At 65.1% G+C, this 20,087-nt stretch carries 19 protein-coding genes; 13 read left to right on the top strand and 6 right to left on the bottom strand.

Going from position 1 to position 20,087, the window contains the following annotated elements:
• The first annotated feature begins 72 nt into the window (after positions 1-72).
• Positions 73-351, top strand: a complete 279-nt coding sequence (locus tag C0Z18_RS05115) for an HU family DNA-binding protein (RefSeq protein WP_074262967.1) — start codon at positions 73-75, stop codon at positions 349-351.
• Positions 352-478: 127 nt separating this feature from the next.
• On the opposite strand, the gene C0Z18_RS05120 is transcribed toward C0Z18_RS05115, so the two are convergent.
• A complete protein-coding gene (locus C0Z18_RS05120) occupies positions 479-1,807 on the bottom strand; it encodes a GTP-binding protein (protein WP_102644277.1) in 1,329 nt (442 codons plus the stop codon).
• Between the two features lie 136 nt (positions 1,808-1,943).
• Positions 1,944-2,387 (bottom strand): lytic transglycosylase domain-containing protein, encoded by a 444-nt coding sequence (locus tag C0Z18_RS05125; protein ID WP_102644278.1) that lies wholly within the window; start codon positions 2,385-2,387, stop codon positions 1,944-1,946.
• Positions 2,388-2,831: 444 nt separating this feature from the next.
• Between C0Z18_RS05125 and gspD the strand changes: the two genes are divergently transcribed.
• Genes gspD through gspF form a run of 3 tightly spaced genes read left to right on the top strand, consistent with a single transcriptional unit; the run spans position 2,832 to position 7,945 of the window.
• The gene (gspD, locus tag C0Z18_RS05130) at positions 2,832-5,231 is read left to right on the top strand and encodes a type II secretion system secretin GspD (protein WP_102644279.1); all 2,400 of its coding nucleotides are present in this window, start codon (positions 2,832-2,834) and stop codon (positions 5,229-5,231) included.
• Complete coding sequence (gspE, locus tag C0Z18_RS05135) at positions 5,228-6,724, top strand: type II secretion system ATPase GspE (protein ID WP_102644280.1); 1,497 nt, start codon at positions 5,228-5,230, stop codon at positions 6,722-6,724. The genes gspD and gspE overlap by 4 nt, the downstream gene beginning before the upstream one ends.
• A gap of 3 nt (positions 6,725-6,727) precedes the next feature.
• On the top strand, positions 6,728-7,945 hold the full coding sequence (gene gspF / locus C0Z18_RS05140; protein WP_102644281.1) for a type II secretion system inner membrane protein GspF: 1,218 nt from the start codon (positions 6,728-6,730) through the stop codon (positions 7,943-7,945).
• Between the two features lie 104 nt (positions 7,946-8,049).
• Here the strand turns inward: gspF and C0Z18_RS05145 are convergent, their stop codons facing one another.
• Complete coding sequence (locus tag C0Z18_RS05145; protein ID WP_102644343.1) at positions 8,050-8,460, bottom strand: general secretion pathway protein GspC; 411 nt, start codon at positions 8,458-8,460, stop codon at positions 8,050-8,052.
• Positions 8,461-8,597: 137 nt separating this feature from the next.
• On the opposite strand from C0Z18_RS05145, the gene gspG reads away from it, so the two are divergent.
• The 8 genes from gspG (at position 8,598) to gspN (ending at position 14,647) form a co-directional block, all read left to right on the top strand.
• Entirely contained in the window at positions 8,598-9,062 is a 465-nt protein-coding gene (gene gspG, locus C0Z18_RS05150) for a type II secretion system major pseudopilin GspG (protein WP_102644344.1), read from the top strand.
• Positions 9,063-9,111: 49 nt separating this feature from the next.
• Entirely contained in the window at positions 9,112-9,639 is a 528-nt protein-coding gene (locus C0Z18_RS05155) for a GspH/FimT family pseudopilin (RefSeq protein ID WP_102644282.1), read from the top strand.
• A gap of 1 nt (position 9,640) precedes the next feature.
• A complete protein-coding gene (gene gspI, locus C0Z18_RS05160; protein ID WP_102644283.1) occupies positions 9,641-10,036 on the top strand; it encodes a type II secretion system minor pseudopilin GspI in 396 nt (131 codons plus the stop codon).
• The gene (locus tag C0Z18_RS05165; protein WP_102644284.1) at positions 10,014-10,697 is read left to right on the top strand and encodes a PulJ/GspJ family protein; all 684 of its coding nucleotides are present in this window, start codon (positions 10,014-10,016) and stop codon (positions 10,695-10,697) included. Before gspI ends, C0Z18_RS05165 begins: the two co-directional genes overlap by 23 nt.
• Before the next feature lie 2 nt (positions 10,698-10,699).
• Positions 10,700-11,845 carry a type II secretion system minor pseudopilin GspK gene (gene gspK, locus C0Z18_RS05170; protein WP_102644285.1) on the top strand — a complete coding sequence of 382 codons (1,146 nt, stop codon included), beginning with the start codon at positions 10,700-10,702 and terminating at the stop codon, positions 11,843-11,845.
• Between the two features lie 30 nt (positions 11,846-11,875).
• The gene (gspL, locus tag C0Z18_RS05175; protein WP_102644286.1) at positions 11,876-13,288 is read left to right on the top strand and encodes a type II secretion system protein GspL; all 1,413 of its coding nucleotides are present in this window, start codon (positions 11,876-11,878) and stop codon (positions 13,286-13,288) included.
• The gene (gspM, locus tag C0Z18_RS05180; protein ID WP_102644287.1) at positions 13,285-13,806 is read left to right on the top strand and encodes a type II secretion system protein GspM; all 522 of its coding nucleotides are present in this window, start codon (positions 13,285-13,287) and stop codon (positions 13,804-13,806) included. Before gspL ends, gspM begins: the two co-directional genes overlap by 4 nt.
• Before the next feature lie 61 nt (positions 13,807-13,867).
• Positions 13,868-14,647: a type II secretion system protein N gene (gspN, locus tag C0Z18_RS05185; protein ID WP_102644288.1), complete on the top strand. Its 780-nt coding sequence runs from the start codon at positions 13,868-13,870 to the stop codon at positions 14,645-14,647.
• Here gspN and C0Z18_RS05190 read toward each other — a convergent pair.
• Positions 14,576-16,090: an efflux transporter outer membrane subunit gene (locus tag C0Z18_RS05190; protein ID WP_102644289.1), complete on the bottom strand. Its 1,515-nt coding sequence runs from the start codon at positions 16,088-16,090 to the stop codon at positions 14,576-14,578. The genes gspN and C0Z18_RS05190 overlap by 72 nt on opposite strands.
• Before the next feature lie 243 nt (positions 16,091-16,333).
• Between C0Z18_RS05190 and C0Z18_RS05195 the strand changes: the two genes are divergently transcribed.
• Positions 16,334-17,887: a DHA2 family efflux MFS transporter permease subunit gene (locus tag C0Z18_RS05195; RefSeq protein WP_102644290.1), complete on the top strand. Its 1,554-nt coding sequence runs from the start codon at positions 16,334-16,336 to the stop codon at positions 17,885-17,887.
• A 37-nt stretch (positions 17,888-17,924) separates the two neighbouring features.
• On the opposite strand, the gene C0Z18_RS05200 is transcribed toward C0Z18_RS05195, so the two are convergent.
• Both C0Z18_RS05200 and gshA read right to left on the bottom strand, forming a co-directional pair.
• Positions 17,925-18,338: a hypothetical protein gene (locus tag C0Z18_RS05200; RefSeq protein WP_102644291.1), complete on the bottom strand. Its 414-nt coding sequence runs from the start codon at positions 18,336-18,338 to the stop codon at positions 17,925-17,927.
• Between the two features lie 62 nt (positions 18,339-18,400).
• The gene (gene gshA, locus C0Z18_RS05205) at positions 18,401-20,017 is read right to left on the bottom strand and encodes a glutamate--cysteine ligase (protein WP_102644345.1); all 1,617 of its coding nucleotides are present in this window, start codon (positions 20,015-20,017) and stop codon (positions 18,401-18,403) included.
• Between the last annotated feature and the right edge of the window lie 70 nt (positions 20,018-20,087).

The raw sequence follows: 20,087 nt of genomic DNA on the forward strand, positions 1-20,087 counted from the left end.
CAGCTTGCGTACGTATAATTCGGCGCGTTTTGCGCTGTCCGTGTCACTTCAATCTGATAAAGAGGAACGTTAATGAACAAACAGGAACTGATCGACGCCGTCGCAGGTCAGACGGGCGCCAGCAAGGCTCAAACCGGCGAAACGCTCGACACGCTGCTCGAAGTGATCAAGAAGGCAGTGTCCAAGGGCGACGCGGTACAGCTCATCGGCTTCGGCAGCTTCGGCTCCGGCAAGCGCGCAGCGCGCACGGGCCGCAACCCCAAGACGGGCGAGACCATCAAGATCCCGGCAGCCAAGACCGTGAAGTTCACGGCAGGCAAGGCATTCAAGGATGCCGTCAACAAGCGCTAAGCCGTGGGCCCGAAGCGGCCCCGCTTGACGTTTTGTAGACACCCGCCCAGGGCGGGTTTTTTTTCGTCCTCGCCATGAAGGCGCGGACGCGTCCGGGGCGCCACGCCCCGGATACCGTACCTCGTGCTCAGTGCACGATCTGTCCTTCGTCGTCGCCTTCGTGATCGTCGGCATCCATATCCCATTCCGGAAATGGATCGGACAGGCCCGCCCAGCCCTGCGGGCCGAGCGCATATTCGTCGTCGGTCAAAAGACAGGCGTCGAATTTGGCGCGCCAACTTTCGGCATCGAGCCCGATGCCGATCAGCACGAGCTCCTGGCGGCGATCGCCGATCGTCGCATCGTCCGCGGCGCCGTACCAGTCGGCCGCGATTTCCGCGGCGAGTTCGTCGTCCTCGGGCCATTCGTCGCGCGGCTGCGCGGCCCACCACATGCCGGCGGGACCATGACGGCACACGCCGCCCGCCTGAGAGAGCGAACCCGCAACGTCGTTGCGCGTGGCAAGCCAGAAAAAGCCCTTGCTGCGCAGCACGCCCTGCCATTGCTCGTGCAGCAGCGCCCACAGCCGCTGCGGATGGAAGGGCCGCCGCGCCCGATAGACGAAGCTGCCGATACCGTACTGATCCGCTTCGCTGACGTGCGAATGCGCGGCGTGATCATGCTGGTGTTCGTGATCGTGATCGTGATCGTGATCATGTTCGTGTCCGTGCTCATGATCGTGCTCGAGCGAGGCGAGCCAGCCCGGTGCGCTCGCCGCCGCCTCGAAGTCGAAGCGCTTCGTATCGATGACTTCGGCGAGCGACACTTCGCCGAAGCGGCTCACGACTTGGATCGCGCGCGGATTGAGACGGGCCAAGATGCGCTCGAGCTTCACGAGCGCTTGCTCGTCGACGAGATCGGCCTTGTTCACGACGAGCACGTCGCAAAATTCGATCTGCTCGATCAGCAGCTCGACGATCGTTCGATCGTCTTCGTCGCTAGCGGCAAGGCCGCGTTCGGCCAGTGCGTCGGCCGAGGCGTAGTCGCGCAAGAAATTGAATGCGTCCACGACGGTCACCATCGTGTCGAGCCGAGCGACATCGGCCAGCGTACGGCCCTCATCGTCGGTGAACGCGAAAGTTTCCGCGATCGGCATCGGTTCGGCGATGCCGGTCGATTCGATCAAGATGGCATCGAAGCGGCCTTCGCTCGCGAGCTTACGCACCTCGGCCAGCAGGTCGTCTCGCAACGTGCAGCAAATGCAGCCGTTCGACAGTTCGACGAGGCGCTCTTCGACGCGCGAAAGCGAAGCCGCGTCTTTCACGAGCGAGGCATCGATGTTCACTTGCGCGAGATCGTTGACGATGACGGCGACGCGCAGGCCGGCACGGTTGGCGAGAATGTGATTGAGCAGCGTGGTCTTGCCCGCTCCGAGAAAGCCGGAGAGCACGGTGACGGGCACAGGCGGATGGTTCATTGCAGTCGACATCGGGTGGGGCGATGGCGCGAAGCGCCGCCGCATGAAGGGCGTAGCGAGCATTGTGCACCAAACGCCGGCGCCCCACCCCGGGCGCGGTGTCGCGATCGGGGATCGCGCGTGTGATTTCGGCCGGTCAGCGCTGCGCTTGCAGCAGCTTCCACTGCGAAAGGATGTCGATGATTTGGTGGGCGTAGCGATCGCGCAGCGACGGCGTTTCGGAGTGGTACGCTCCGACGGCCGCCCAACTGTTGCCGTATTTATTCATTTTTTGCCGCAAGTGCCAAGCCGCGATGTAGACGCTCTTGCAAGGCTCCATCAGCGTACCGGACGAAATCCCGTACTGGGCGAGCGTCGGAAGATGGATCGAATTGATCTGCATGAGCCCGTAATCGGTCGAGCCGTTCGCGTTCTTGTGCAAGGCATCCGGATGGTTGTGCGACTCTTGCCAGGCGATCGCGCGCAGGATCAGCGGGTTCACCTTTTGGTAACGTGCCGCTTCGTCGAAGCAGTCCGCGCGTGCGTTTGCCGACGCAAGCGACGTCATCCAGACCGCTAAGATCAGAACTGTCCGTTTCATGGTTCGAGTGCCTTCGACAGATGACATTTTTATTCGCGGCGCGCGCCTGGCCCCGGCTAGGGCGAGAATAACGCGCGCAGGCTGGGGAAAACCCGAGCTTGCCGTTCGATTCAGTCGAAATATTCGCCCGTATGATACCGGGTGCCGATCGACTGACGCAGTACGTCGTCCGACATAGCCGAGCCATTGGCGGATAGCGTGGACTGGCAACGGTGCTTAGTGTCGGGCAGCCGAGCTGCCGCCGCGATGACAATCGAGAAATTTCTGAGCTAAAAGCGAAGCCATGCTCGGGACTTCGTGATTAATCGGACACAAAAAACTGCTAATGTTCGTTTTCTTGAGAGGCGGGGCGAACATCCGACACTTTTACACCGGCGAGGGCCGCACGGTGTTCGCGAGGCGTTCCCGCCCAGGGCAAGCACTTTCGCATTGAACTTATCTTCCATGACAAGAAATCGTATGGCACTGCGTCGCATCGCTACCGCGCTCCTGATGGCCGGGCTCATGACCGCACAAGTCGCGCACGCGGAAGTGACTTTGAACTTCGTGAACGCGGACATCGACCAGGTAGCCAAGGCGATCGGCGCCGCGACGAACAAGACGATCATCGTCGATCCGCGTGTGAAGGGGCAGTTGAACCTGGTCTCGGAAAACCCCGTTCCCGAAGAGCAAGCGCTGAAGACGCTCGAGGCGGCGCTGCGCATGCAAGGTTTCGCGATCGTGCAGGACCACGGCGTGCTGAAAGTCTTGCCCGAAGCCGACGCGAAGCTGCAAGGCGCGCCCACTTACGTGGGCAACGCGCCGCAGGCGCGCGGCGATCAGATCATCACGCAGGTGTTCGAGCTGCATAACGAATCGGCCAACAACCTGTTGCCCGTGCTGCGTCCGCTCATCTCGCCGAACAACACGATCGCGGCCTATCCGGCCAACAACACGCTCGTCGTGACCGATTACGCCGATAACGTCAGGCGAATCGCGGCCATCATTGCGGGCGTCGATAACGCGGCCGGACAGCAGATCGTCGTCGTGCCGCTCAAAAACGCCAATGCCCTCGATCTCGAGCCGCAGTTGGCGAAGCTGCTCGATCCGGGTTCGATCGGCAGCACCGATGCGACGCTGAAGGTGTCCGTGATGGCCGATGCGCGCACGAATTCGTTGATGCTGCGCGCGTCGAACAAAGCGCGGCTCGAGGCCGCCAAGCGGCTCGTGGCTCAGCTCGACGCGCCCGGTTCGCAGCCCGGCAACATGCACGTGGTGCATATCAACAATGCGAATGCGGTGTCTCTCGCGAAGACGCTGCACGGCATGCTCGGCAAGGGCACCTCCGGCAACAGCGCCGAATCGAGCAACGCGAGCTCGTTCAGTCAAGGCAATTCGAGCGGCAGTTCGACCTCGACGGGTACGAGCGGCACCCCGCCGCTGCCGTCCTCGTACGGCAGCGGCAGCTCGCTAGGCGGCAGCTCTTTGTCGGGCTCGACGGGCGGCGCAATGGGCGGCGCGGGCGGCAGCAACAGCGGCGGGTTTCTAAGCGACAAGCAAGGCGAAAATAGCGACGAAAACCAGCCCGGCGGCATGATCCAGGCCGATGCGGCGACGAACTCGCTCATCATCACGGCGTCTGATCCCGTCTACCGCAACCTACGCGCCGTGATCGATCAGCTCGACAAGCGTCGCGCACAGGTCTATATCGAAGCGCTGGTCGTCGAGTTGAATTCGACACGGGCCGGCAATCTCGGTATCCAGTGGCAGGTGGCGAGCGGTAACTTGCTCGCCGGTACCAACCTCGCGAGCACGGCCGGCAACGTGGCCGGCTCCAACATCCTCGCCGTGACCGCGGGGCTCGCGGCGCCTGTCGCCGCCGGCGGGGGAGTGGCGTCGCTGCCGACCACGCTCGGTCAGGGCCTGAACATCGGTTGGCTGCACAACATGTTCGGTGTCGAAGGGCTGGGCGGCCTGCTCCAATATTTCGCCGGCGTTAGCGACGCCAACGTGTTGTCCACGCCGAATTTGATCACGCTCGACAACCAGGAAGCGAAGATCGTCGTCGGCCAAAACGTGCCGATCCCGACGGGTTCCTATCAGAGCTTGACGACCGGTAATGCCGGCACCGCGTTTAACACCTACGATCGCCGCGACGTCGGTCTGACGCTGCACGTGAAGCCGCAAATCACGGCCGGCGGTGTTCTGAAGCTGCAACTCTATACGGAAGACTCCTCGGTGGTCGGCAGCATTTCCGCGAACACGGCAGCCAATTCGCCCGGGCCGACGTTCAATGTACGCTCGATTCAATCGACGGTGCTCGCCGATAACGGCGAGATCATCGTGCTCGGCGGGTTGATGCAGGACAACTACCAAGTGTCGAACAGCAAGGTGCCGCTGCTGGGCGATATCCCTTGGATCGGCCAGCTTTTCCGTTCGGAAACGAAGCAGCGCACGAAGACGAATTTGATGGTCTTTCTGCGTCCGGTCATCATCAGCGACAGCGATACCGCGCAGCAGATCACCGATAACCGCTACAACTACGTCCAGGGCTTGACCGACGGCTATCGCTCGGACAACCACGTGATGCGCGACAAGGACTTCCCGGTGGTGCCGCCGCTGCCCGCCGGTCCGAGCCAAGGCGCCTCTCCGGCGGCGAACCTGTTCGACCTGCGGCAGATGACGAATCCCGCGGCACCGCGGCCGCAGCAACCGGCACCCGGCCAGAGCCCGGCCGCGCAGCCGCAGGCGGTGCCGGCGCAACCGCAGCCGCAGCCCGTGCCCGTCCAGCCGCAACCGCAAGCGGTGCCGCTGCAACCGCAGCCGCAACAGCCGCAGACGACCACGCCGGGAGCGGCCCAGTGAGCGACGTCCTCGCTTCTTCCAACGAAGGTACGCCGGGCGAGCGCCAGCCGCCCTCGCCGCTCGCTGCGCGGCTCGTGCCCTATGTCTTCGCGCGCAATGGGCAGATCCTCGTCGCCCATCAGCGTGCCGAAGGCATCGAAGTCTGGATCAGCGATCGCACGAGCCAGGCCGCGCTGGCCGAGGTCGCGCGCAATTTCGGCGCGCTCACGGCCGTGCGTCTTCCGGCCGACGAACTGGCGCAAGCGATCAATCAAGCCTACGAACGCAACGACGGTAGCGCGGCTCAGGTCGTCGGCGAGGTCGAGGGCGAAGTCGATCTCTCGCGCCTCATGCAGGACATCCCCGAAGTCGAGGATCTGCTCGAATCGGAGGACGACGCGCCGATCATCCGCATGATCAACGCGCTGCTCACGCAAGCGGCGCGCGAGCATGCGTCGGATATCCATATCGAACCGTTCGAGAATGCGTCGGTCGTGCGTTTTCGCGTGGACGGCACGCTGCGCGACGTCGTGCGGCCCAAGAAAGCGCTACACGGTGCGTTGATCTCGCGGATCAAGATCATGGCGCAACTCGATATCGCCGAGAAGCGCTTGCCGCAAGACGGCCGTATCACGTTGCGTGTGGGCGGGCGCGCGGTGGACGTGCGGGTCTCGACGCTGCCGACCGGGCACGGTGAGCGCGCCGTGTTGCGTCTGCTCGAAAAAGACGCGCAGCATTTGAATCTCGAAGCGCTGGGGATGGGTCCCGATACGCTCGGGAAATTCGACAAATTGATTTCACGTCCGCACGGTATCGTGCTCGTGACGGGGCCGACGGGCTCCGGTAAAACCACCACGCTCTACGCGTCGCTCTCGCGCTTGGAAACGGCCACGACGAACATCATGACCGTGGAAGACCCGATCGAATACGACCTGCCCGGCATCGGCCAGACGCAGGTCAACGAGCGGATCGGGATGACGTTCGCGCGCGCGCTGCGCTCGATCCTGCGCCAGGACCCGGACATCATCATGATCGGCGAAATCCGCGACCTGGAAACGGCTCAGATCGCGGTGCAGGCTTCGTTGACGGGCCACTTGGTGCTCGCGACGCTGCATACGAACGATGCGGCTTCGGCTGTCACGCGGCTGACCGACATGGGCGTCGAGCCGTATCTGCTCGCCTCTTCGCTGCTCGGCGTGCTGGCCCAGCGGCTCGTGCGGCGCTTGTGTCCCGTCTGCAAGGAAGAGCGCGTCGAGGAAGGCCGCGCGCAGTGGCACCCGGTGGGGTGCGACAAATGCGCGAGGTCGGGCTATTCGGGGCGGCGCGGGGTCTATGAATTGCTGACCATCGACGATGCCATTCGAACGATGATCCACCACAACGCGGCCGATGCCGAGATTCTCGCGGCGGGGCGCGCGCAAGGCATGCGCACGCTGCGCGAGGATGCCGAACGCTGGCTCTCCTCGGGTCTCACCTCGCTCGAAGAGGTGATTCGCGTAACGGGCGGAGTGTAAGCCATGCCGGCTTTTCGCTTTGAGGCGATCGATGCGGCCGGGCATCCGCAAAAGGGCGTGCTCGATGCCGACAGCGCGCGCTCCGCTCGCGCGCAATTGCGCACGCAAGGGCTCACGCCGCTCGTCGTGGAGCCGGCCGGCAGCGCCGCGCGTGGCGAACGAACGAAGCGTCTGTCGATCGGGCGCAAGTTGTCGGCGCGCGAGCAAGCGATTCTCACGCGCCAGCTCGCCAGCTTACTGACGGCGGGGCTGCCGCTGGACGAAGCGCTGGCCGTGCTGACCGACCAGGCCGAGCGCGACTACATTCGCGAACTCGTCGCGGCGATCCGCGCCGAGGTGTTGGGCGGCCATTCGTTCGCGAATGCGTTGGGACAGCACCCGCGCGATTTCCCCGATATTTATCGCGCGCTCGTGGCGGCGGGCGAACATACGGGCAAGCTGGGTCTCGTGCTCTCTCGTTTGGCCGACTACATCGAACAGCGCAACGCGCTCACGCAAAAGATCGTGCTGGCGTTCACCTACCCGGCCATCGTCACGCTGATCGCGTTCGGCATCGTCACGTTCCTGCTCAGTTACGTCGTGCCGCAGGTGGTCAACGTGTTCGCCAGCACGAAGCAGCATTTGCCGGTGTTGACCGTCATGATGATGGCCCTCTCCGGCTTCGTGCGTCATTGGTGGTGGGCGGTGTTGATCGCGGTGGCGGTACTCGTCTACGCCGTGCGAGGGATTTTGTCGCAGAAGGGTCCGCGTCTTTCGTTCGATCGCTGGGTGCTCACGGCGCCGCTCGTGGGCAAACTCGTGCGCGGCTACAACACCGTGCGCTTCGCGAGCACGCTCGCGATTCTGACCGCGGCGGGCGTGCCGATTTTGCGCGCGTTGCAGGCGGCCGGAGAGACGCTGAACAACCGGGCGATGCGCGGCAACGTGGACGATGCGATCGTGCGCGTACGCGAGGGGACGTCGCTCTCTCGCGCGCTCGGCAATACGAAAACCTTTCCGCCGGTGCTCGTGCACTTGATTCGTTCGGGGGAAGCGACGGGCGACGTCACGACGATGCTCGACCGTGCTTCGGAAGGCGAAGCAAGCGAGCTCGAGCGCCGCACGATGTTTCTGACGAGCTTGCTCGAACCGTTGCTGATTCTGGCGATGGGTGGGGTGGTGCTGGTGATCGTGCTCGCAGTGATGCTGCCGATCATCGATTTGAACAATATGGTGCAGTAGCGCGCGGTGCAGTAGCGGGCGGCGGTAACGGGTAGCAGTAACGGCTGCTGCAGTGGCTGCCGCAACGGCGCATATCGCGCCGCGCGGTTGCCGGCGAATGCGGTTCAGCGCACGTAGATGGTGGGGCCGCCCGCATTCGGCGCCAGCGGCACTTCGGAGCGTACGCCGTTGTGATCGATGACGATCGAGCGAGCGTGCACTTCGGCGAGCGTCGTGCCATCGGTGATTTTGCTGCCGAGTGCGATGGCGCGGGCGGGATCGTCGCCCACGCCGACGATCGCGGCGGCACCTTCGCGCAGCGCGAGAATGCCGACGAGCTTGATGTTGCGATTCACTTCGCGCGTGAGTTTGCCGCCGAACAGCGCCGCGGCGTCTTCGACGGATACGCTCGGTGCGACGGCGGCCGCCGGCGGCGGCGCGCGATGCGCGGTGAGCACGACGATCCAATAGGTCAGCGTCGCGCAGAAAACCGCAAACAGCGCGAGCGACAGTAGGCGGATTTGGAGTGTATTCATGCGTGCCATTGTAAGGGCTATTTTTGGCTTTGCGCTCATAGTCGAACCCTGATGAGCGGGGCCATTACAATCGGTTGCGCGATGCGAGGCGCGCGAGTTGCGCTTCGCCGATTATTCATCGAACGAGGTAGCGAATGATGCAACTGTGGAACCAACGTCGTCACCCGGCCGCTGCTTTGCGCACGCGGCGCCAACGGGGCTTTACGCTGATCGAGATCATGGTCGTGATTGCGATTCTCGGCATTCTCGCCGCGCTGATCGTACCCAAGATCATGAGCCGCCCGGACGAAGCGCGGCGCGTCGCGGCAAAACAAGATATCGGGACGATCATGCAAGCGATGAAGCTCTACCGTCTCGATAACGGGCGCTATCCGACACAAGATCAAGGGTTGCGTGCGCTCATCGAAAAGCCCACGACCGATCCGGTGCCGAACAACTGGAAAGACGGCGGCTATCTGGAGCGGTTGCCGAACGATCCGTGGGGGAACGGCTATCAATACCTGAACCCGGGCGTGCATGGCGAGATCGACGTCTTCAGCTACGGCGCGGACGGCAAACCGGGCGGCGAAGGCAACGATGCCGATATCGGCTCGTGGCAGTAGCGCGGCGCATGCCGGACACGGCGCGTGCGCGTTGACATTGCGAACGAACATGCCTATCGAAGGCGGCATCGGCCCGTGCTCGCGCGCGCGCAGCGGTTCGAATCGCGCGCGCGGCTTCGCATCGCGAGCACGCGGATTTACGTTGCTCGAGATGATGGTCGTGCTCGTCATCGCGGGGCTGCTCGTGTCGCTCGCTTCCGTCTCGCTCAGACGCAATCCGCGCACGGATCTGAACGAGGAGGCGCAGCGTCTTGCGTTGCTGTTCGAATCCGCATCGGACGAAGCGCAGGTGCGCTCGCGTCCGATCGCATGGCAACCGGTAACGGGCGGCTACCGTTTCGATATGCATACCGAGGACGGCTGGCGTCCGATCTTGCGCGACGATCTGCTGCACGAACGTAACTGGGAAGGAGGCGTGACCGACGTGACCATCGACTATCCGGGCTCCGATCTTCATCCCGATCGTCTCGTATTCGGTGTGGAAAGCATCGGTCAGGCCGTCACGGTGACGTTGTATTCCGAGGTCGGACGCGCAACGATCGTCGGCACCGGCAACGGTCGCTACGAGGTGCGTTGAGATGCGCTCCCCTCGCCTCACCGCGCCCGCGCGCGGCTTCACGATGATCGAGGTGCTCGTCGCGTTGGCGATCATCGCGGTGGCGCTGGCGGCGTCGCTGCGCGCCGTCGGCATGCTCGCGAACGACGAGGGCGAACTGCACCGGCGCCTGCTCGCCGGATGGAGCGCCGATAACGCGTTGACCCAAGTGCATCTCGCGCGGGAGTGGCCCGAGCTCGGTGTGCAGAGCTTCGACTGTTCGCAAGGCAACTTGCCGCTCACGTGCACCGAGCGTGTAAGCACCACGCCGAATCCGATCTTTCGCCGCGTGGAAGTTTCGGTGACGATGCCCGGGCGCTCCGGCAACCTCGCTCAACTCGTCACCGTGGTCGCCAATGAGACGAATCGTGGGCTCTGAACGCCAACGCGCCCGCAGGCGCCAGCGTGGATTCACGCTGATCGAGCTCATGGTGGCGATCGCCATCCTCGCTGTCGTCGCGATCTTGTCTTGGCGAGGGTTGGATCAAATCATGCGCGGCCGGCAAGCGATTTCAACGGCGATGGAAGACGAGCGCGTCTTCGTGCAACTGTTCGATCAGCTTCGCGTCGATGCGCGCGAGGCCGCCACCGACGACGAAGTCGGGCAACCGGCTATCTCCGCCACGGGTGACGGACTGCAAATCGTACGTTCCTTCGGGCTCAGAGGTGAGGCGCCGCGCTTGCAGGTGGTGCGCTATCAAGTGCACGACGGCCGCGTGACGCGCTATGCCTCCCCGCCCGTGGCAACGGTGGGTCAGCTTCGCCGAGCGCTCGCCGCCTCGAGCACCGGCGGCGATTGGAGCGCGGTGCCGCTCATTTCCGGCGTCGGCAAAATCACGGCGCGTATGTACGTGCCGAACATCGGTTGGACGACGAAGATGGACGACGTGACGGCCGAAATTGCACGCAGCGCGAATAACGTGAAGGTGCCGCAATTCGGCGCCATGCCGCTCGGGCGCGCCGTAACGGGCCTCGAGGTGTCGATCGGCGCGCCTTCGTTGCATGTGCCGGTGCGGCGCATGTTCCTCGTCGGAGAATGACGATGCGCGCGCGATTCGCTTCATCCAGGCGTCCTGCCACGAGGCCCGCGAGGCCCCCCGCTAGCGCGCGGCGCCAGCGCGGCGCGGCGATCATCAGCGCGCTGCTGGTCGTCACGCTCTCGGCCATCCTCGTGGCGGGCGTGCTGTGGCGCCAGCAAGTGCAGATTCGCCGCATTCAAAACCAGCGGCTGATGTCGCAGGCGTTGTGGGTGTCGCGCGGCGCCGTCGATTGGACGCGTCTGATCCTGCGCTCGGAGGCCGACACGGCGCCCACCGTCACCTACCTCGGCGGCATTTGGGCCGTGCCCATCGCGAAAACGCGGCTCTCGGATTTTCTCGGCAAGGTGAGCGAGGCCGACGCCGCCGAAGGCGCGCAAACCTACTTGTCGGGATCGATCGAGGATGCGCAGGCGCGATTCAATTTGCGCAATCTGATCTCGGTTCCCGCGCCCGGGTTGCTGCAAATCGACCAGACGGAGGCGGCGATTTTCGCGCGCTTGCTGGCGTTGCTGGGCTTGGACGGCGGCTTGGCGAAGACGGTGGCGATACGCATGCGCGCGTCGTTGCTGCAATCGGCGACGCGTTTCCAGACGCCGCTCAGCAATCGCCTCGGGTCGGCGGCGCGAGCGCCGCAGCCCGGCAGCGCCGCCGCAGGCAATAACGCCACCGATCAGGCGGGCCTTCAAGACGAAGGTAGCAGCAGCAGCATCGACGCCGAGCCGCTGCAATTCACGAGTGCCGATTCGCTATTGAACGTGCCGGGTTTCACGCCCGAGATGGTGGCGCGGTTGCGCCCGTTCGTGACGGTGCTGCCGACGCAAACCCCGGTCAATATGAATACGGCTCCGGCGGAGGTCATCGCCGCGATGGTGCCGGGCATGTCGCTGTCGAGCGCGCAATCTCTGGTCTCCCGCCGGCAGAGCGCGTTTTTCCGCAATACGTCCGACGTGCAGCTTGCTTTGCAGGGGGCAGGCGCACTGGCGCCGGGCCTCGATATCAGCCAACTTCCCATGGATGTGACGACGAGCTACTTTTTAGTCCATGGCCGCGTGCAGTACGAGCGAGCGGAAGTCGATCGCACGACGCTCATTTATCGCGATCCGCTCACGCATACGACTCGTGTCGTGCGTGTGCGCGATCAGCTTTGAACTCGATTCGAAACCAAGAGAGGACGGGCCTTGAGCACGTTGATCGTCTTACTGCCGCCGCGAGATCCGGCGGTGCCGTCGCAGGAATGGCAACTCCCCGAGATGCCGTTCATCCTTCTCGACAAGACCGGGCGCAAGGAACGCGCGGGCCGCGCGGCGCTGGCATTTCTGCCGCGCGCCTCCACGACGGTGTTGATCGTCGCGGCCCGCGACCTGCTGATGCTGGCCGCGCCGTTGCCGCCGGTCAAAGGGCCGCGGCTCAAGCAGGCCTTGCCGAACGTCGTCGAGGATTTCCTGATCCAGGATGCGCAAACCTGTCATATCGCCCTGGACCCGCAGCCGCTCGCGGACGGCAAGCGTATGTTGGCCGTCATCGATCGGGGCTGGTTCCGCTTTATCGTCGAGGCCTTCAACGCCGCGGGTCATCGCAGTTTGCGTGCGGTGCCCGTGACGCGCTGTCTCCCCGCGGCGGCCTTGCCCGCATCAAGCGAGGAGCCCGTGCTGGAGCAGGCCGAGGCCGAGGCGCTCGCGCAGACGGCCGGTGCGCCGAACGCCGAGACGCCGCCGTCCGTACCGGCGCCGTTGGTTGCGGCCGTACTCGGCACCGTCGCGCAGACGGCGCCCGCGATTTTGGCCGACGCCGTGCTCGCGGCGACGCCCGAACCGGCGTTCGTCGATGCGGCGGAACCGCGCGTCGAACTCGCGCTGGCGCGCGGCGAACACGGCGAGGGGCTGGCCGTGCCGCTTTCGGCGCTGGGCAGTACGCTGGCCGCCCTGGCGGGCGAGGCCCCGGTGACGGCCTATGAATTGGCGGGATTGCCCGGCGGGGAGCCGACACTGGCCGGCGAGGCGATGCCGGCTCACGGCGTGCATGTGGGCGTGGCGCCGCTTTCGTTCGAGACGCTCGCTCACAATGCGCTCGAAAGCCGTTTCGATCTGTGCCAGTTCGAATTCGAATCGCGGCCCTGGCGGCTCGATCGCGCGACGCTGCGCCGGCTGCGTTTGCCGATCGCGCTGGCGTGCGCGGCGCTGCTCGCCGCCGTGATCGGGGCCAACGTGCAGTGGATGATGCTCGTGCGCGAGCACGATGCACTGAACGCGCAGATGACGGAGCTGCTGCTCAACGCGTTCCCGAAGACGACCGTCGTGCTCGATCCGGCCTCGCAGATGACGACGCAGCTCGAGCATTTGCGCGTCGCGGCCGGAGAGATGTCTCCCGGCGATTACCTGTCGCTGGCCGCACGGTTCGAGCACTCGCTCGGCGGCGTGCCGGTGAACGGCATCGCGTCGCTCGATTATCACGATCGGCGCCTGGAGGTGGCATTCAAACCCGGCGTCAAACCCGATCCCGCGTTCACGCAGCGGCTCGCGCAAAACGGGCTCGGTGGCGAGATCGATACGAACACGGGTAAATGGGTCATTCGAAACGGGGGCGGGCAATGAATCTGGGCGCAATCGGCGAGCTCTGGGCCGGATTCTGGGAGCCGCGCACCGCGCGCGAAAAAATGTTGCTGACGTGGGGCGGCGCCGCCGTTGCCGTCGTCGTCGCTTATTCGGTGTTGTGGGCGCCGGCACAGCAAGGCCGCGCGCATCTGCGCGAGACGCTGCCGGCAATGCAACGCCAGATCGCGCAGATGACGGCGCAGGCGGATGAAGCACGCGCGCTCGCGCCGGCCGCGCAGGGGGCCGCGCCCACCGGCGGCGCCCTGCGCGATGCGCTGACCGCGTCGCTCGCCCAAGCCAGTCTCGCGACGACGCAATTGCGGTTGACCGGCGACGCGGTGCAGATCGACGCGAAGAACGCTTCGTTCCCTGCTTGGACGATGTGGCTCGACGATGCGCGCAAGCAGTTCAAGGTGCGCGTCACCGAACTGCATGCGACGGCGCTGAAGGACGACGGGCAAGTCGATCTCACGGTGATGTTGCAGCCGGCCACCGCGCCTTCGAGGTCCGCTCAATGACGGCGGTGTCGTTGACGAGCGCGCTCGGCGCTCGCACGCCGTACGAGACGCGAGGTTGGGCATGAACGGGTTGGGACGGCGCTTGCTCGCCGTACTGCCGTGGCTCGTGATTGCGCTCGTCTCGAGCGGCGTCACGCTCACCGCCATGATGCCCGCGGCTTGGATCACGCCGCAGTTCGCGAAGGCCACGCAGGGTCACGTCGATCTCGTCGATCCTTCCGGGTCGCTCTGGCACGGCTCGGCCACGCTGGTGCTCGCGGCCGGCGGCGGTGCGGGCGCCGGCACGCTACTGCCGGGCCGCGTGAGTTGGGACACGGCGTTTTGGCCGCTGTTCACGGGCCGGTTGAAGATGCGCATGCGGCAGACGCCCGCCATGCCGGCGGCGATCGAGGTCGACGCATCCGCGCGATCGTCCACGGTCACATCGGGCGAAATCGCGGTGCCGGCGGCGCTGCTCGCCGGTTTGGGCGCGCCGTTCAACACGCTCGATTTGCAAGGCGCCGTGCAGCTCGCGTGGACGCCTTGGCGGCTGCTCGGCGCGCGCGCATACGGACAGCTCGTCGTGACGCTGACCGATATGAGCTCGCGCGTATCGCCCGTCAAGCCGCTGGGCTCCTACCGCGTGGCGCTCCAATCGCAAGGCGATTCCTCGACGATCGATCTATCCACGCTGAGCGGCTCGCTGCTGCTGAGCGGGCACGGTACGATCAGCGCGAACGCGAGTGCCTTCCACGGCCAGGCGAGCGCGACCGGCGAGGCCCGCGACAATCTAGCGGGGCTGCTGAACCTGCTCGGACGACCGAGCGGCGACGGGACCGTTTCGCTCGATTACAACCGCTAGCGGATCGATCCGAGCGGCATCCCATCCGCCGCCGAGCGCCTTGACGAGCCCGACCGACGAAATCATCCGCTGCCCCGCCAAATTCGCGAGCTTTTGTTCGGCGGAGAAGGCGGTGGTCTGCGCGGTCAATACGCTGACATAAGCGACGGTGCCGGCCTTGTATTCGTTGGTGACGATGGCGAGCGCCTGCTTGGCGGAGTCCACGGCTTCGCGTTGCACCACGACCTCCTGCGCGAGGATCCGTTGCGAGGCCAGCGCGTCCTCGACTTCCTGAAACGCACCCAAGACCGTTTGCCGGTAGACGGCCACTTGCTGATCGTAAGCGGCGCGGGCGGCTTCGGTCTGCGCGCGGCGCAGACCGGCATCGAACAACGTGGCCGCGAGTTGCGGTCCGACACTCCAAAACCGCGACGGCAGGGTGAACAAATTCGACAGCACCGAATTCTGATAGCCGCCTTGCGCCGACAGCGTGAGCGACGGAAAGTAAGCCGAGATCGCGACGCCGATTTGCTCGTTGGCCGCGGCGGTGCGACGTTCGGCTGCCGCGATGTCCGGGCGCCGCTCCAGCAGCGCGGACGGCACATCCACCGGCACGGACGGCGGCTGCGCGTCGAGCGGAATCGGCGGAAGCGAGAAGGTCGAGGCGCTTTGTCCGACGAGCACGGCGATCGCATGCTCGTTTTGTGCGCGCGCGACGCCGTTGTCGATCGCGCTGGCCTGCGCCGATTGCCATTGCGTTTGAGCCTGAATGACGTCCGCGCGCGCGGCTACGCCTTGCGCGTATTGATTCTGCGTGAGCTTGAGCGCCTGCGCATAGGCGCTCACCGTGTCGTCCAGCAACCGTTGCAGCGCGTCGAGCGCGCGCAACTGGAAATACGTCTGGGCGAGCGTGGCCTGGGCCGACAGCCGCGCGTTGGCGAGGTCTGCCGCGGCGCCCTGCTGCCCCGCCTTTTCGGCCGCGACACTGCGGCTCACCTTGCCCCACAAATCGGGTTCCCACGATGCATCCAGCGAGGTGCTGAACACGTTGCCGATGCCGCTGCTCGACGCACCGGCGCCGTTGCCGCGCGAAAGTTGCTGCCCCGAGCGCGTCGCGCTAGCCGATAGCCCGAGCGTGGGGAAGTAGGCCGCCCGCGCCTCGGCCACGAGCGCGTGCGCTTGCCGGTACGCGGCCGCGTACTGTGCGATCGTTTGGTTCGACGCATTGAGCTCGTCCATCAGCGCATCGAGCCTCGCATCGCCGTAGATCGACCACCAGTTGCCGCGATCGGCGCGATCGGCCGGTTCGGCCACCTTCCATCCGGCCGGCGTTTCCTTGTACTGCGCGGCGGTAGGCGTGCCGGGCCGATGGTAATCGGGACCGACGGCGCAGCCGGCGAGCGTGGCGATGGCGGCGGCGCAGGCGAGCGCGGCGCGCAGAGAGTAAAGGCGAGGGGGCAGCATGCCGACGAGGATTTCCGTGCGAAGGGCCGATGCCGATGGTAACGCAGGGGGCACACGCTCGGCGTTACGACAGGTTACGGCCGTTACCGGCACGGGACGAATTACAGGACGCAGCCATGATTGCATAGAAAAATATTGACAAGGCAATCAAATATCGCGATATTGGCGCCCAACGGTCCAACCCCACGACGAAGCCGGCGCCCTTCTCGAGGCGCCCGCCGGACGAGAACAAGGAGAACGTGCATGACGAATGCGGCTTCGGCGCCGCAGGCCGGTCCGGCCCCATTGAAGGGCGGCGCGCTCGCGCTGCTCACGGTCGGCCTCGCCTTCGGCACCTTCATGGAGGTGCTCGACACTTCGATCGCCAACGTCGCGGTGCCGACGATATCGGGCAGCCTGGGCGTGGCGACGAGCGACGGGACCTGGGTCATTTCCTCCTACTCGGTGGCCGCCGCGATCGCGGTGCCGCTCACGGGATGGCTCGCGCGGCGCGTGGGCGAAGTGCGCTTGTTCACGATGTCGGTGTTGGCCTTCACGATGGCTTCGGCGCTGTGCGGCTTGGCCGCGAATTTTCCGTCGCTGATCGCCTTCCGGCTTTTGCAGGGGCTCGTCTCGGGACCGATGGTACCGCTCTCGCAGACCATCCTGATGCGCAGCTATCCGCCGGAAAAGCGCGGGCTGGCGCTGGGACTCTGGGCGATGACGGTGATCGTCGCGCCGATCTTCGGGCCGGTCATGGGCGGTTGGATCACCGACAACTACTCATGGCCGTGGATCTTCTACATCAACTTGCCGATCGGTTTGATCGCGGCCGCTTCGTCGTATTTCCTGCTGCGCGGCCGGGAGACGAAGACGACCAAGCAGCGCATCGATGCCGTCGGTCTCGCGCTGCTCGTGGTCGGCGTGTCGTGCCTGCAGATGATGCTCGACTTGGGCAAGGACCGCGATTGGTTCAATTCGACGTTCATCGTCGCCCTTGCGTTGATCGCGGCGGTCGCCCTCGCCTTCCTGCTCGCGTGGGAGCTCACCGACAACACGCCCGTCATCGATTTGACGCTGTTCAAGGACCGCAACTTCGCCCTCGGTGCGCTGATCATCTTTCTCGGCTACATGACGTTCTTCGGATCGGTCGTGATCTTTCCGCTGTGGCTGCAGACGGTGATGGGCTATACGGCCGGCCTCGCAGGGCTGGCGACGGCGCCCGTCGGCCTGCTCGCGCTCGTGTTGTCCCCGCTCATCGGCCGCAATTTGCACCGGCTCGACTTGCGGATGGTCGCGAGCCTGGCCTTTACGGTATTCGCGATCGTATCGATTTGGAACGGTACGTTTACGCTCGACGTGCCGTTCGGCCATGTCATCTTGCCGCGTCTCGTGCAAGGCATCGGCGTGGCCTGCTTTTTCGTGCCGATGACGACGATCACGCTCTCGAGCATTTCCGACGAACGGCTGGCGAGCGCATCGGGGCTGTCGAACTTTCTGCGTACGCTCGCGGGCGCGATCGGCACGGCGATCAGCACCACGTTTTGGGAAAACGACGCGATTTACCATCACGCGGTGTTGTCGGAATCGGTCACCCAGTATTCGCCAAGCACCACGGCCTATCAGAGCGCACTCGGCTCGCTCGGGATGACCGGCAATACGATCAGCGCGCAGTTGAATGCGCTCGTGACGCAGCAAGGCTACATGATGGCGACGAACGACTTCTTCCGCATTTCGTGCGCCGCGTTCGTCCTCTTGGCCGTGCTCGTGTGGATTACCAAGCCCAAGCGCGGCGCGGGCGCCGCGATGGGGCATTGACGAGGGCGGGCCGCCGGTCTCGGCGGCTTCGGTGGCCTTATCGGGGCGGCTGACCTTGCGCCGGCTCGGCGCCCGATCTGACGAATTGTTTGAAATCGGCAGCCGCGTTCCAGGGATCGGGACGGCACCCGGCCACCGGACGGTCGCAGTGCGCGGCGAAGCCGATCGTGGAGGAGCCGTCGGGATTGCGGGCGAGCGTGACTTGGAAGGCGGGCGCACCGCTGCCGCCCGTTGGCCCGGACGTCTCGATCGCTTGGCTGGTATCCGTTTGCAACGCGTACTGCGTATGCCCCGTCACCCATTGCCGCGCGCGTTGCCACCAGAGCGTGCATTCGCCGGCACGGCATACGAGCGGTTGGGTCGCGATTTGCATCGTTTCCGGATCGACCCGATTGGTCGCGGCGCACCCCGCGAGGAACGCGGCGGCGAGCACCGATCCGATCGTCTTCATGGGAACGCCCTCCCTCAATCTTCGAGCCTTCCGGAACGCGACCGGGCCGAACGTGGCCCGACCTAGACGCTGAAGCGCTCGAGTGTATAGCCGCGGTACTCGTTCACGAAATCGTCGAACGAGGCCGGTGCATCGCGCCGCTCGATCTCCGCTTGTTCCTGAAGCGAGCGCTCGGCCAACTCGCGCGCGGCCTGCAATGCGTCAGGCTCGGGAGGACGGGAGCGGAAGTAAGCGGCGTGCGCTTCGCTTTGCGCCATGCCGAACGCGAGAAAGCTTTGTCCGCGTTCATCCATCGTGCGCAACACGCGTGCCGAAGGGGTCGCCTCCGGATCGCCGAGCTTCGCGCGCTGAACGGACACCGCGCGCATATGGGCATCCGTACCGCCGAGGTGATCGAGCGCGCGTGCGGCCGCCTCGATACGCACCATCAATTCGTCGGCCCAATCGCGCATCGAGACGCTCTTGCCGTCCCGCGTCAGCATCAATCCGGGACGCCGCCCTTCGAGCGTCACGCGGCCGAAATTGGCGTTCGCCTCCGCATAGGCGGGCGCGGGCAAGGCCGGGCTGTCGTCGAGCGCGCAAACGAGCAGGTACGCATCGAGAAAACGCGCCGTTTCGGCGCTGATGCCGCACGGCTCGAACGGATCGATGTCGAGGCAGCGCACTTCGACGTACTGCACGCCGCGCGAGGCGAGCGCATGCAACGGGCGTTCGCCCGGATACGTCACGCGTTTGGGCCGAATCGTCGAATAAAACTCGTTTTCGATTTGCAGCACGTTCGTGTTGATCTGCACCCACTCGCCGCCGCGGTGCGTGCCGATCGCCTCATAGGGCGGATAGGGCTCGCTCACGGCGCGCGCGAGTGCGTCGAGATACCCGGGTAGCGTGTCGTAGTCGGGTTGCAGCGCCGCTTGCGCTGTCGTATTCGAGTAGCCGAGATCGCTCATGCGCAGGCTCGTCGCGTAGGGACGATACAGCGTGCTTGCGTCGAATCGCTCGAGCCCGTGCGGACGTCCGCGCAGGAACGGTTCGTGGAGCGCGGGCGAGGCGCCGAACAGGTACATCAGCAGCCAGTTCGTGCGGCGGAAGTTGCGGATCAGCGCCAGGTAGCAGGCCGACTGAAAATCGACGGCGGTAGCGTTCGTGGGCCGCTGCGCGTGCAGCGTGCGCCACACCTCCTCGCTCAACGAGAAGTTGTAGTGAATGCCCGCGATGCACTGCATCGTTCGACCGTAGCGCAGCGCGAGCCCGTGCCGATAGACATGCTTGAGCCGGCCGATGTTCGACGTGCCGTATTCGGCGATGGGAATCTCGTCGTCGGCCGGCAGCCGGCCCGGCATCGAGTGCGTCCACAGCAATTCGTCGCCCAACAGCGAATAGACGAGGCGATGCAATTGGTCGAGCTGCTCGATCGCCTGCTCGGGCGTGGTCTCGGCCGGCGTGATCAACTCGAGCAGTGCCTCGGAATAGTCGGTCGTGAGCGAAGGATGCGTCAGCGCGGAGCCGAGCGCGCGCGGATGCGGGCTCATGGCGAGCGAGCCGTCGCGCTCGATGCGCAAGCTCTCCTTCTCGATACCGCGCAAGCCATGGGCGAGCACGCCTCGTGCGGCCGGCGAGGTCAACACCGACAAACGCTGCGCAAATGCTTCCGACAGGGAGAGTGTTTGGTTATCTGACATCGAAGCCGATCGGGCGCCGCGCCGCATTGCGCGCCGCACCGCGATGCAATTATTTTTGAGTAGCGGGCAC

It is taken from the genome of Trinickia dabaoshanensis (genome assembly GCF_002879885.1).
GTDB lineage: Bacteria > Pseudomonadota > Gammaproteobacteria > Burkholderiales > Burkholderiaceae > Trinickia > Trinickia dabaoshanensis.